Genomic DNA, 12,725 nt, shown 5'->3' with positions numbered 1-12,725 from the left:
CCTTCCCTGGGCCGACCGGACATGGTTCCGGTCGGCCTTTCTTATGCGGCCAGGGTCTTGCCCGCGCCGTTTTCCACAAGGGATTCGAGCTTGCCCGCAGACTCGCGGAACGCCTCGACCACGCGCGGGTCGAACTGGCTGCAGGAGCAGCGGATGATCTCGTCATGGGCCGCGTCAAAGGTGCGCGCCTTGCGATAGGGGCGATCCTGGAGCATGGCCGAGAGCGTGTCGCCAAGAGCGATGATGCGCGCGCCCAGCGGGATGGCCAGCCCCTTGAGACCGTGCGGGTAGCCCGCCCCGTCGTACCGCTCGTGATGAAACAGGACCATATCCACCACGCCGAGATTGCTCAGGGCGGCCACAGGGCGCAAGATGTCGGCCCCGGCCTGCGGGTGCCTGCGCATGGCCTTCCACTCGGCAGGGGTCAGGGTGCCGCACTTGCCGAGCACCGCGTCAGGCACGCCGATCTTGCCGATGTCGTGCAGATGCCCGGCCACATGGATGATCTGCCCTTCGGTGCCGGACAGCCCCATGGTCAGGGCCAGCACCTGGGATATCCTGGCCACCTCGTCCGAATGCATCCGGGTGCTCTGGTCCTTGGCGTCTATGGCAAAGCCCAGGGACTCGGCGAACTGGTGCAGGATGGTGGTCACGAAATGGGCCGACGACCCGCATTGCCCGGCCTGTACCGCCCCGAGTGCTCCTGCCTTGAGCAATGCCTCTTCATTCATCACGATCACCACCCATTTCCTGCATATGCGTCTCCCTGAAATTTCCTGGTCGGTACAGGCGGGCAGCCCCTTCCCCGCATCGTTTGGAAGACTGATATATCGATTTTGAAAATCAATATCAATATATTTCTCGCAGCGGAACAGCCTCTTGCGCTAGCTGGCAATTTGCAACCGGCGCGATGGCGACACAGAGCGCGGCAGGACAAGCCGACAGGCGGGGGTGGTTGGATGGGACGCTGGGCCCCGGCGACGGAAAATGGAGGAAAGAAAGGGCGCAATGGGAGATAAGCCCGGAGCCTGATATCCGGCAAGACACGGGCCGCGAAACGCAGAACCGCCCTGTCCGGCTAGCGGACAGGGCGGTTTCACTCATGTCGGGGCAGGGCCGGCTAGCGTGCGATCATGGCCCGCAGGAAGTCGGCGCAGTTTTCGGTATTGTGGGCCATGTCGTCAAGGCAGTCGATGAAGTGCAGGAGCTGATAGATGTCCTTGAACTCAATGTCCTTGGCGTAGACCGCCTTCTGGAGTTCATTCTTGAGGGTGCGGACATTCTCGCGCTCGAAGCGCACCTTGCAATAGTGGTTCTTGGTGCCTTCGCGGTCCAGGGATTCGCCATTGACCAGGGCAATGGTGGCATCAAGGGCCGGGCCGAGCAAAATCGTGGTCCGCTCCACCGCGTCGAGCAGAAAGATGAGATCCTTCTGGATATCCTCGGAAATCTCCACCTTGCGCATGGCCAGCCAGTGGAGCGCGTCCTGGGCCGAGTCCAGGATGTTGTCCTGGCTCTTGGTGTAGCTCAGGAACAGGGGTTTCTCCACGGCCATGAAGACGCCCCTGGGCAGGTGGTTGCGGATGTTGCGCTTGATGATGTCTGCGTGATTCTCGATCTCGTCGATGGTCCTGGTCAACTCCTCGAATTCACGGCACATCCCGCCGCCAAGATAGCATTCGAGCGACTCGTCGATGGTGGCGATGCACTCGGCGATCTTGTTGTAGTGCTCGACGAGTCCTTCCATGGGATCTCTCTTGGAAAGCAGACCAAAAAACGGCATTCTGATGAACATATGTCTATCCTCGCGAACGTTTATTCAGAGATTAGCGTAGCCTAGCTGTAACACAACCACTTCAGCAGCACAAAGAAAATGATACTGGTCAGGGCCGCGATGGGCACGGTGGCCACCCAGTAGGCCACGATGCGCAACAGCACGCGGAAATCCACGGCCTTGAACCCGCGCGCCAGCCCCACGCCGACCACGCCGCCCACAGCCGCGTGGGTGGTGGAGACAGGCAGGCCGAGGTTGGAGGCGATCAGCACGGTGGAGGCCGCGCCGAAATCCACGGCAAAGCCGCGCGTGTTGGTCAGGGTGGTGATCTTTTCGCCCACGGTGGCCATGACCTTGTGGCCGAGCAGGCTGATGCCAAAAGCGATGCCCAGTCCGCCGAGTATAAGCATGGAAATGGGGATGTCCGCCTGGGAGTAGAGTTGATGCTCCTTGGCGATCAGGTAGATGGCCGCCACCGGGCCGATGGCGTTGGCCACGTCGTTGGCCCCCTGGGACAGGGCCACGTAACAGGAGGTGCCTACCTGCATCCGCCGGAACACCCGCTCCACCCCTTCTGCACCCTCTTCCTGATCCATAACCATCCTGCCGACGAGCACGCGCGTGCCAAGCCAGGTCAGCAGGCCCAGGGCAGCGGCAATGACCAAGGCCGTGACCCAATGCAGGTCAAGCGACTTGCCAGCTGGGGTCTTGTAGAGAAAAGAGAGGGCGATCAGCAGGATGGTAAAGGCAGCCCAGATGGGGGCCCATCGCTTGGCCTGCTCGATGAAGTGGTGCTTGTAGAGGATGTATTTTCGGATGTGGGAGAAGACCGAGAAGGCGATGATGGCGGCAAAGAACGGGGAGATGATCCAGGAGAGGACAATGCCGCCCATCTTCAGCCAGTTGACCACGTCCGGCCCGCCCGCCACCAGCCCGAACCCCATGATCGCCCCGACGATGGAGTGGGTCGAGGAGACGGGCAGCGAGGTGAGCGTGGCCACAAGCACCCACAGCGCCGCCGCCAGCAGGGCGGAGAACATCCCTATCATCATCAGCTTGGGGTCTGATATGGCCGAGGAGTTGATGATCCCCTTGCTCACCGTGGCCGTCACGTGCGAGCCCATGAACACCGCGCCGACGAAGTTCAGGATGCTGGCGATGAACACGGCCTGGCGCACGGAGATGGCCCGCGCGCCCACAGCCGAGGCCATGGAGTTGGCCACATCGTTGGCTCCCAGGTTGAAGGCCATGAGAAAGCCCGCTCCCAGAGACAGATAGAAGAAAAGGTCGTAGATATCCATTGCATGGCCCCTCTTGCGAGGGAGTTGGTTAGAGGGTGATCCGGCCCGTTCAAGCCGGTTTGTTCAGACGGAAGCAGAACCGCGCTCCCCTGATGTCCTCTCCATAGCCGTCGTGCCATATCTCGCCATCGAAATTCCGCACGATGCGGCGGCAGATGGCCAGCCCCAGTCCGGAGCTGCCGGAACCGTCGATGGTGTTCTCGTCCACGCGGTAGAACCGCTCGAAGACCTTGATGCTGTGTTCGCGCGAGATGCCCGGCCCCTGGTCCTCGACACAGAAGACGATGGACTCGCCGTCGTCCTCGGCGCTGACCGTGATCACCCCGCCCTCGGGGCTGTACTTGACCGCGTTGTTGAGCAGGTTGTGAAAGACGTGCAGCAGCCCGTCCGGCTCGGCCATGACGAGCATCTCGCTTTCAGGCGTCCGGCTTCGCAGGGTGATGTTGCGCTCTCCTGCCCAGGGGGTGACATCGGCCACGGCCCGGTCCATGCTCTCGCGCCCGGAGACCGGGGCAAGGGCCAGCGCCTCGCCCACCTGCTCGGATCGAGCCAGGGCGAGCATGCTTGAGATGACCTTGTCCATGTGGTCGGCGTTCTTGAGGATGATTTCGAGGAACTGGCGGCCCCCTTCGGGCGTTGCCGGAGGATTGTCGAGCAGGGTTTCGGAGTACCCCTTGATGGATGTCAGCGGCGTGCGCAACTGATGGGAAGCGTTGGCCACGAAGTCCTTGAGGCCCTTCTCGCTGCGCTTCATCTCGGTGATGTCGTAGAAGACAAGAATGACCTTGCGCACGCCCTTGTAGTCGAAGAAGGGCACCCCGCTGACCTCCACGGTGCGCGAGTCGAGCAGATCTATCTGGACGCCGCCCTCGCTCACCTCGCGGTCGGCCAGCAGCCTGTCGGCCAGATCCTGTATCTCCAGCCTGCGGGTGACCTCGATGGGGGTGCGGCCCACGGTGGTGGCGGGCAGGTTGAACATCTCGTCCAGCGCGCCGTTGTAGGACTCGATGCGACCTTCAGTGTCGATGGTCATGACCCCCTCGCGCATGCCGTCGAACACGGCCTGGAGCTGGCCCTTCTGGTCCTCGATGACGCGCACGTTGCGCTCGATGGACTGGGCCATGGCGTTGACCGACTGGGCCAGGGGCTTGAACTCTCCGCCGGGCAGGGCGCGCAGCCGCTTGGCGTAGTCGCCCTCGCCGATGGCCCGCGCCAGTTCGGAAAAAGCCGTGATGTCGCGGCTCATGTTGCGCGACATGAGCGCGCTGACCACGCCCGCGCAGATCAGGGTGACGAAGAATATCCAGGAAAAATTCTCGCGCAGCATGGCCAGCCGCGCGTTGACCTTGGAGATGGGCACGGCCAGCCGCAGCACCCCGGCGGGCATCCCGGCCGCGGCCTCCACCTGCTGGGCCACATAGAGCATGTCCGTGTGCACGGTGCCTGAGTAGCGCATGTCTGTGCCGCGCTCGCTGTGCATGGCGGCCAGCACTTCTGGCCTGGTGCTGTGGTCCTCCACCCCGCCCAGTTCGGCGTAGGGCACGTCGGAGTCGGCCACCACCCTGCCGCCGACGATGAAGGTGACCCGGGTGCCCAGCCTCAGCCCAATGGCGTCCACCCAGCCCGCGAATTCCTCTTCCGACCCAAAGGGCCGATGGTTCTCCATCAGCCACTTGAGGGTCTCAAGCTCGTTGAGCGACCGCCGCTCGGTCTCGCGCACCAACTCGCTGCCAACAATGCTGGTGGTGTAGAAGAACACCACCGCCAGAACCACGAGCAGGAGCGCCCAGGTCCACAACAGAATGCGCATTTGAAAGGAACGCAGCTTCATTCCCGTTGCCCTCGTTTTGTCCGTTGCCGGGTGTGCCGGATGTCCTGACGGGCCCCGCCACACGGCGCCCGCGCTCTGTAACATGATCGTCACCAAATTGTAACGCTCTATCGTGTTACGGTTCTGTGACAATACCTTTTGGCAAGCATATCAGACAATTGTGGCAATCATGTGACGAATGCCCCGCTCCTGTTTTCAAGCGTCGTGGTCACCCTTTTATCATGAATTTATAATTCCTGTTCGCCTGCCACTGGCATAAAGGGAGAGTATAAATCCAGAAACGCGCCAACGGAGCCATCCCGGAGAACCACCCAATACGGCCTAGGAGGAATGCATTCCATGCGCCTGAAAGACATCCGCATCGGTACAAAACTCGCTCTGATTTTCGGTCTGCTCGCCGTCCTGCTCGCCGCCTCCGGCCTGGTCGGGGTCATGGGCAACCGCGCCATCAACGGCAACCTGGAAGATGTCTTCGACATCCGCCTGCCCGGCATGAACCTGCTGCTCGAAGCGGACCGCGACCTGCACCAGCTCCTGGTGGCCGAGCGCTCCCTCGCCTTTGCCGAGCCGGGATCGGACGCCTTCAAGAAACAGATAAAGGATTACGAGGACAACCTCGGCCAGACCAAGACGCGGTTCGGCAAATACGCTGCCAAGGCCACATCGCCCGAGGAGCAGGCCATCATCCCGCAGTTCAACACCGCCCTGGGCGTGTGGGAACCCATCTCGCGTCAGGTGCTCGCAGGATTTGCCGCAGGCACCGAGGAGAGCCGCAAGGCAGCCGAGGCACTGAGCCTCGGCGAGGCGGCGGTCAAGTACGAGGCCATGCGCGACCACCTCGACAAACTCACCGACATCATCCTTACCCATGCGAGCGACGATGCCGCCAGCGCAGCGGCCATCTACAGCCGGAACCTGACCTTTCTGATCTGTACCGTCCTCTTCGGTCTGATCGTCGGCGGGGTCATGACCTTCATCATAGCGCGCACCATCACCGCGCCCGTGTCCCTGAGCATGCAATTTGCGCGGGCCATGGCCGAGGGCGACATGACCAGGGACATCCCCATCGAGCAGAATGACGAGGTGGGCAGGCTCGCTGCGGCGCTCAACGAGATGGTCTCCCGGCTGCGTTCTGTGGTCACGGACGTGCAGATTGCCTCGGGCAATGTCACCGCCGGGGCCGAGGAGCTCGCCTCCACCTCGCAGACCTTGTCCCAGGGGGCCACCCAGCAGGCCGCCGGGGTCGAGGAAATTTCCTCGTCCATGGAACAGATGGCCGCCAACATCCGCCAGAATGCCGAAAACGCGGCAGAAACGGAAAAAATCGCCCGATCCGTGTCTTCGGACGCCGAGGAAGGCGGCAGAGCCGTGGGCCAGACCGTGAGCGCCATGAAGCTCATCGCCGAAAAAATCTCCATCATCGAGGAAATCGCTCGCCAGACCAACCTGCTGGCCCTCAACGCGGCCATCGAGGCGGCCAGGGCTGGTGAACACGGCAAGGGGTTCGCCGTGGTCGCGGCTGAGGTGCGCAAGCTGGCCGAGCGCAGCGGCACCGCCGCGGGCGAGATCAGCGAACTGTCTTCATCGAGCGTGCAGGTGGCAGAAAAGGCCGGGACCATGCTTAACAAGATGGTCCCGGACATCCAGCGCACCGCCTCGTTGATCCAGGAAATCTCGACGGCCAGCCACGAGCAGGATGCGGGCGCGTCCCAGATCAACCGGGCCATCCAGGATCTGGACACCATCATCCAGCAAAATGCCTCGGTGTCCGAAGAAACCGCGTCCAACGCCGAGGAAATGAGCGCCCAGGCCGAGCAGCTTCAGGAGTCCATCTCCTTCTTCAAGCTCGACAATGCCCGTCAGGTCCAGACCGTCAAGCGGACCCGCCCCGCTCCGCAGCTGCCCCAGGCCGGGCAGGCCAAGGCCACGGCACGGGCCAAGCCGACCAACGGCGGCGTGACCCTGAGCCTTGATGCCGGTTCGGATGGGGATTTCGAGCGGTTCTAGCGGCAAACAGCAAGGGGAGACGCGCCACGGCGCGTCTCCCCTTGATTCCTGTCTCCGGATGACAGTCTCCGAATCTCCGGCAGCGGTCAGAAGCCGCGCATGCACTCCATGAGATACACGGACACCTCGACACGAACAATGTCGTTTTCCTCAATGACCCGGACATTGTTCTCCGGGACGAGGGCCATGTCGTCGGCCACGTTCATCCATTTGCGCTCAAGCCACTTGGGGCTGATTCCCTGGGCCTCCAGGTCGGCCACGGTATAGCTCTCGGCCATGGTCCATTCGTCATCCTGCACTGCGGGCATCGCGGTACTCCTTGCGCTGAAAGTTATTTGCCGTAGCTGCGCGGGTTCATTCCGAGCAGACAGAAAGCTTCGTAGGGTATGGTGCCCCACCACCCGGCCAGGTCTTCCGGGGTGATGGTTCCCGGCGCGGGACCGCCCAGCAGCCAGGCCTGATCGCCCGGCCTGACGCCCGGCCCGTCGCCAAGCTCGCCGGCCAATCCTTCGCCCATTAGGCCGGTCACGTCAACCACGGTCATCTGCATGCACACCCGTCCAAGGATGGGCACGCGATACCCCTTGATGTTCATGAAGCCGCGACTCGACAGGGACCGGCTGTAGTTGTCGGCATACCCCACGCCCACCACGGCCACCTCGCAGTCACGCCCGGCCACATGGGTCCAGCCGTAGCTGACGCCTTCGCCCTGCCTGAGGGTGTGGACATGGAGCACCGGGGCCGAGACCTGCATGGTCGGCAGAAGTCCCTGCCCCCTCTCCTCCCAGGAGGTGCCGTGGAAAGGGTTGCCGCCATACATGGCGATGCCAAGGCGCATGCTGTCCATGCGGCACGCCTTGTGGGCCATGGCCCCGGCAGAGTTGGCGATATTCGCCTCGACCTGGTATCCGGCCTGCTCCAGCCCGTCGAGCACGGACTGGAACCGGCCCGCCTGCATGGTCACGTTGGCCTCATGCTCCGGCACGTCCGCCGAGGCGAGATGGGTGCTGGCCATGACCGGCACCAGGGCCGGATTCGCCCTGAGGGCGTCCACCAACGCGGCCAGCCCCTCGGGCCGGAAACCGAGGCGGCGCATGCCGGTATCGAATTTCAGGCAAATGTCGAGCCGTCCCCTGGTCCGGGCGGCCCCGGCCACACGCGAGAGCTGGTCCATATTGGCGATGGCGGCCAGGATGTCGTGCTCCCACAGGGCCGCCGCGTCCGCCTCGTCCACCGGGCCGAGCAGGGCCAGGATGCGCCCGGTCCAGCCCAGGCAACGGAGCTTGACCGCCTCGTTGACGTAGCCCACGGCCAGGGTGGTCGCGCCCTCGGCGGCCAGCGTCCGCGTCACCTCGGCCAGCCCGTGGCCATAGGCGTCGGACTTGATCACCGGGATGACGGTGCCGCACACCCCCTGAAAGCGGCGGACATTGGCCGCCAGGTTGTCGAGGGATATTTCGACCTGGATCTTGTTGTAGTCGATCATCGTCTATTTCCGTTTGAAGAGTTTTTCCAGCTCCTGGGGGTTCCAGGAGACCACCACGGGCCTGCCGTGGGGGCAGTATTCCCGCTCAGGGGTGCGCAGCCAGACATCGAGGAGCGCCAGGGCTTCGTCCACGGCCAGGGGCTGCCCGGCCTTGATGGCCGTCTTGCACGACATCATGGTCCACAGATCGTCCAGGGTGCGCGCCCTGGCGGCCAGGGCGTCGGCCAGATACTCCCTGGCCCGGCCCGTATCCAGCGTGGGCGGGATGCCGCGCACCAGCAGCCTGTGCGCCGCCGAAGCGCCCGACTCGCCTGCCTCGCGGGTTTCAAGGATGAATCCCATGGCGCGCAAGCCGTCCCGCAGCCCGTCCAGGGTCTCGGCCTCGCTCGGATGCAGGTCCATTTCAAGGGGCAGGGCCAGGGGCTGGGAGTCGCCACGGGTCCGCTCGCGGCGCATGGCGGCCAGCAACACCCGCTCGTGGGCTGCGTGCTGGTCCACCAGCACCAGCGATTGGCCGCGCCGCAGCACCAGATAGGTGTCGGCCACCTGACCAAGGTAGACGTAATCGGTTCCGGCCAGGGGCGCGGGGCGGGCTGCGTCGGTCACGTTGAAGCGGGCGGGGTCAAGCCCAGGATCAGGCTCCGACGAATACCCCGGCGCATGATCGGGGTCGGCTCCGGCCAGTCCTCCACGACCCGGACCGAGGTCCATGGGTACGGGACGGCTCGCAAAGGCCGCATACTCGCGGTAGGAGGGAAATTTCTGGCCGTTCTCGCGAAAGGACGGGGCGTCATGGCCGACAGGGCCGGACGGCGAGCGGTGCCCGTAATCCGGGCGGTCATCCTGCCTGTATGCGCCGGAAACGTCACGGCGGTCCCTCTGGTCGCTGTCCGGGCCACTGTCCGGACCTAAATACCCTCGGCCTTGATCGGTCAGAACGGCGAGCGCCTGGACAATGCCACCCCGGATGGTCGAAAAGACGCGGCTCTCCTCGATGAAGCGCACTTCCAGCTTGGCCGGGTGGACATTCACGTCCACTTCATCGCGCGGCAGTTCGAGAAAAAGGACCGCCTGGGGATACTCGCGGGAAAGGAGCATCCCCTTGTACGCCTGGCGCACCGCGCCGAGCATGAGCTTGTCCTGCACCGGGCGGCCATTGACGTAGAGCAGGATGCGGTCGCCCCGGCTCTGGGCCATGGCCGGAGACCCGGCCACGCCATGGGCGCGGTAGCCCAGGCGCTCGAAATCGAACGGGCCGAGCCCTTCACACGCCGAAGGCGGCCAGAAGGTGCGCAACCGGGTCGCCAGATCCTGATCCGCCGGGAGCCTGAAGACTTCGCGTCCGTTCACGGTCAGGGAGAACCCGCAGCCGGGATGGGCCAGGGCGATGCGCATGAGCGTGTCCTGGCAGCGCTTGTTCTCGGTGGACTCGGCCTTGAGGAACTTGAGCCGGGCCGGGGTGTTGGCAAACAATTCGCGGACCTCGACGCGGGTGCCGGCGGCCAGGGCGGCAATTCTCCGGCCAGCCACCTCGCCGCCGCGCACCTCGATAAAGGCGGCGTCTGCCGCGCCCTGCTCCCTGGAGATCATGGTGAACCGCGAGACCGAGGCGATGCTGGGCAGCGCCTCGCCCCGGAAGCCAAAGGAGGCGATGGCCGAAAGATCTTCAAAGGTGCGCAGCTTGCTGGTGGCGTGGCGGGTGACGGCCAGCTCAAGCTGAGCCGCCGCGATGCCGCGCCCGTTGTCCTGGACCACGATCAGGCCGCGCCCGCCCTGCTCCACGGTCACGTCCACACGCGTTGCCCCGGCGTCGAGACTGTTCTCCACCAGTTCCTTGACCACGCTTGAGGGCCGCTCCACCACCTCGCCCGCCGCGATCTGGTTCTTCAGCCCCGGAGGCAGGACACGTATTTCATGGGTGTCTGGCATCAGAAGTTGAAGAGGTCGAAGCCGATCTCAAAGCGGGTGTCGCTGGATTTCTGGGTGACCGACACATGCATGATGTAGCAGTCCGCAGCCCAGGAGAGGCCCAAGGTGCGCTCCAGATCGCGCTCGCTGTTGAAGTCGTGGCGGTACTTGGCGTTCAGGGTCAGGGTGTCGTTCAACTCCCACTTGGCGCCAAGGGAGACGATGGACATGGTGTTGTCGCGGTACCGCTTGTACTCGTCGATCTTGACCAGATAGTCGTAGCCCAGGGTGATCTCGCCCAGCCCGTCCTGGTGCAGGCGCACGTAGTTCTCGTTCTGGGTCAGGCTGGTCTTGTAGGGCGAGAACCAGACGCGGCTGACGAGGTCGATGAAGTTTTCCGGCTTGACCACCACCTCGGTCATCAGGTCCGAGTACGGCCTGCGCTTGTAGACCGCCAGCTCGTCGTTGCGGGTGGCCTCCTTGCGGTCATAGGACTGCTCGACCCTGAAGAGCAGGAAGTCGAGGTAGTCCGAGACCGTGGAGACCTGCGGCTCCTCCCCGCTGCCGGGCGAGAGGACCACGGTGTCGCGCCGCCTGTCGAGCACGTTGGTCAGGGAATAGGTGACCTCGTTGCGCCCCTGGATGCGGTCGAAGCGGTCGAAATAGGGCAGTTCGTCCTGGCCGGTGATGGTCGGCGTGTAGCCGTACTCCACCCTGGGAACGACGGAATGCTTGAGCCGCGTCCACTTCGACGTGCCGGCCAGCCCCGGATCGGGCCGGACCTCGTCGGACAGGGTGAAGACCCTGGTCATCTCGCTGAAGGCGCTGAACCCCGCGCCCCAGCTATTGCGGGCCTGGAAGCCGCTCTTGGTGGCGTTGGTGTCGATGTACTGGGTGCGCCCGCCGTCGTCCACCACGGTCTGGTTGCCGTATCCCTCGCGCCGGGTCAGATCGTAGGAGGTCAGATCGCCGGACAGGGACGGGATGAAGGTGACATAGTCGGTTTTGACAGGCAGCTTGACCTCCGGGGTCAGGCGCACCCGGTGGCCGGTGTCGCCCATGTTGCGCGTGAAATAGTCGTATTTGGCGTCTGCCGAGACTTCCAGCGGCGTGCCGGGAATCTGTTGCTGAAAGCCGAAGAGGTTCAGCTCGGGCAGGGTCTGGACCGTGGTGTTGTCCTGGTCGCGGCCATTGCCGTTCATGAAGGCGAGGTTCTCCACATAGGTCAGGGCGCCCGTGGCCCCGAACCGGTCCCAGCTGCGGCTGGCATAGGCCACACTGGTGCGCGTGGCGCTGTCCTTCTTGTCGATGTCGCGACCAAAGGTGTCGAGGAATTCCTGGCTCACGCTGTCATACCCGTTGGGCCCCTTCTGGAAGTCGCGCAGGTAGTTCTGGTCCGAAACCACGTCGAGGTCGAGCTTGACCTTCAGATCAGTGCTGCCCAGCCAGCCGTCGTACTTGCTGCGCACCCACCACCGGCTGCGGTTGGGCCGGGCCATGCCGTCGCCCCGGTAGTCCTTCCACTCGTCAGCCTCGCTCACGGCCCGGATGTTGTCCTTGAGGGCGTCCACCTGCCACACCCCCTTGGTGGCCGAATCCTCGGAATGGCGGAACTCGAAGCCCTGCATGTAGCCCCGGCGGCTCATGAAATTCTGGTAAAAGGTGGCGTCCGCCTCGTCGCTGATGACCCAGTAGTATGGCAGGTTGACCTGCATGCCAAGCTTGTCGCTCGACGAGATGCTCGGAGGCAGGAAGCCCGACTGACGGGCCTTGCGTCCGGGCAGCGACATGTAGGGCCAGTAGAAGACCGGCACGTCCTTGATGCGGAAGGCGGAGCGGTAGAGCTTGACGCGGCCGTCGATCTGCACCTCGCCCTCCTCGCTGGTCACGGACCAGGCGGGCTTTTCACCGTCGCAGGCCGTGACCTTGGCATTCTTGAAGGTATAGGTATCGCCCACTGTCTTGGCCACCCGCTCGGCCTCGACATAGACATGGGGCTTGGCCATGAACAGCCTGCCGTTCTTGAGCCAGCCGGTCATGGTGTTGAGGTCGAACTCGCCCTCGTCGGCCTGGAGAAAGTCGCCGCCCCACTGGGCGCGCACATTGCCCTTGAGAAAGACCCAGCCCGTGGCCTGATAATAGCGGGCGAAATCGGCGCGCAACTGGTTGTCGCCCAGGGCCAGGGTGCAGTTTCCAAACGCCTCCACATACTCGCTGGTGTGGTCGCCGCTGACGCGGTCCGCCGAGAAGGTCCACTCGTCGAGGTCCGGTTCCTTGACAGGGGTCTCGGGCACATACCGCCTGACCCGGTCGAGCTGGGGGTTCTTGCCCAGCAGTGTCCAGGGCAGGCACAGGATGAGGGCTGCCGCGAGGCACCCCAGCAACCCTATGTGCTTCGCTGTACGTTTCAAAAAAAAC

Annotated in this window: 9 protein-coding genes; 1 reads left to right on the top strand and 8 read right to left on the bottom strand. The window is 63.9% G+C overall.

The window, feature by feature from the left end:
* Positions 1-41: 41 nt before the first annotated feature.
* The 4 genes from DAES_RS04095 to DAES_RS04080 form a co-directional block, all read right to left on the bottom strand.
* On the bottom strand, positions 42-731 hold the full coding sequence (locus DAES_RS04095) for an HD-GYP domain-containing protein (RefSeq protein WP_013513771.1): 690 nt from the start codon (positions 729-731) through the stop codon (positions 42-44).
* A gap of 389 nt (positions 732-1,120) precedes the next feature.
* Positions 1,121-1,795 (bottom strand): DUF47 domain-containing protein, encoded by a 675-nt coding sequence (locus DAES_RS04090; RefSeq protein WP_013513770.1) that lies wholly within the window; start codon positions 1,793-1,795, stop codon positions 1,121-1,123.
* A gap of 41 nt (positions 1,796-1,836) precedes the next feature.
* On the bottom strand, positions 1,837-3,075 hold the full coding sequence (locus DAES_RS04085; RefSeq protein WP_013513769.1) for an inorganic phosphate transporter: 1,239 nt from the start codon (positions 3,073-3,075) through the stop codon (positions 1,837-1,839).
* Positions 3,076-3,124: 49 nt separating this feature from the next.
* Entirely contained in the window at positions 3,125-4,906 is a 1,782-nt protein-coding gene (locus tag DAES_RS04080; RefSeq protein ID WP_013513768.1) for a HAMP domain-containing sensor histidine kinase, read from the bottom strand.
* Positions 4,907-5,245: 339 nt separating this feature from the next.
* Here DAES_RS04080 and DAES_RS04075 point away from each other — a divergent pair, with 339 nt between their 5' ends.
* Positions 5,246-6,913 carry a methyl-accepting chemotaxis protein gene (locus DAES_RS04075; RefSeq protein WP_013513767.1) on the top strand — a complete coding sequence of 556 codons (1,668 nt, stop codon included), beginning with the start codon at positions 5,246-5,248 and terminating at the stop codon, positions 6,911-6,913.
* Between the two features lie 86 nt (positions 6,914-6,999).
* On the opposite strand, the gene DAES_RS04070 is transcribed toward DAES_RS04075, so the two are convergent.
* The 4 genes from DAES_RS04070 to DAES_RS04055 are packed head-to-tail and all read right to left on the bottom strand — an operon-like array spanning position 7,000 to position 12,718.
* Positions 7,000-7,221 (bottom strand): hypothetical protein, encoded by a 222-nt coding sequence (locus DAES_RS04070; protein ID WP_013513766.1) that lies wholly within the window; start codon positions 7,219-7,221, stop codon positions 7,000-7,002.
* 23 nt (positions 7,222-7,244) lie between these two features.
* The gene (gene alr, locus DAES_RS04065) at positions 7,245-8,399 is read right to left on the bottom strand and encodes an alanine racemase (protein ID WP_013513765.1); all 1,155 of its coding nucleotides are present in this window, start codon (positions 8,397-8,399) and stop codon (positions 7,245-7,247) included.
* Between the two features lie 3 nt (positions 8,400-8,402).
* The gene (gene mutL / locus DAES_RS04060) at positions 8,403-10,328 is read right to left on the bottom strand and encodes a DNA mismatch repair endonuclease MutL (RefSeq protein WP_013513764.1); all 1,926 of its coding nucleotides are present in this window, start codon (positions 10,326-10,328) and stop codon (positions 8,403-8,405) included.
* Complete coding sequence (locus DAES_RS04055) at positions 10,328-12,718, bottom strand: LPS-assembly protein LptD (RefSeq protein ID WP_013513763.1); 2,391 nt, start codon at positions 12,716-12,718, stop codon at positions 10,328-10,330. The genes mutL and DAES_RS04055 overlap by 1 nt, the downstream gene beginning before the upstream one ends.
* Positions 12,719-12,725 lie beyond the last annotated feature (7 nt).

Origin of the sequence: Pseudodesulfovibrio aespoeensis Aspo-2 (genome assembly GCF_000176915.2) — a bacterium.
Classification (GTDB): domain Bacteria; phylum Desulfobacterota; class Desulfovibrionia; order Desulfovibrionales; family Desulfovibrionaceae; genus Pseudodesulfovibrio; species Pseudodesulfovibrio aespoeensis.
This window is presented reverse-complemented; position numbering and strand designations above follow the sequence as displayed.

Coding starts and splice junctions, on each gene's coding strand:
- DAES_RS04090 (WP_013513770.1), bottom strand. CDS start 1,795: ATGTTCATCAGAATGCCGTTTTTTGGTCTGCTTTCCAAGAGAGATCCC.
- DAES_RS04070 (WP_013513766.1), bottom strand. CDS start 7,221: ATGCCCGCAGTGCAGGATGACGAATGGACCATGGCCGAGAGCTATACC.
- alr (WP_013513765.1), bottom strand. CDS start 8,399: ATGATCGACTACAACAAGATCCAGGTCGAAATATCCCTCGACAACCTG.
- DAES_RS04095 (WP_013513771.1), bottom strand. CDS start 731: ATGAATGAAGAGGCATTGCTCAAGGCAGGAGCACTCGGGGCGGTACAG.
- DAES_RS04075 (WP_013513767.1), top strand. CDS start 5,246: ATGCGCCTGAAAGACATCCGCATCGGTACAAAACTCGCTCTGATTTTC.
- DAES_RS04085 (WP_013513769.1), bottom strand. CDS start 3,075: ATGGATATCTACGACCTTTTCTTCTATCTGTCTCTGGGAGCGGGCTTT.
- DAES_RS04080 (WP_013513768.1), bottom strand. CDS start 4,906: ATGAAGCTGCGTTCCTTTCAAATGCGCATTCTGTTGTGGACCTGGGCG.
- mutL (WP_013513764.1), bottom strand. CDS start 10,328: ATGCCAGACACCCATGAAATACGTGTCCTGCCTCCGGGGCTGAAGAAC.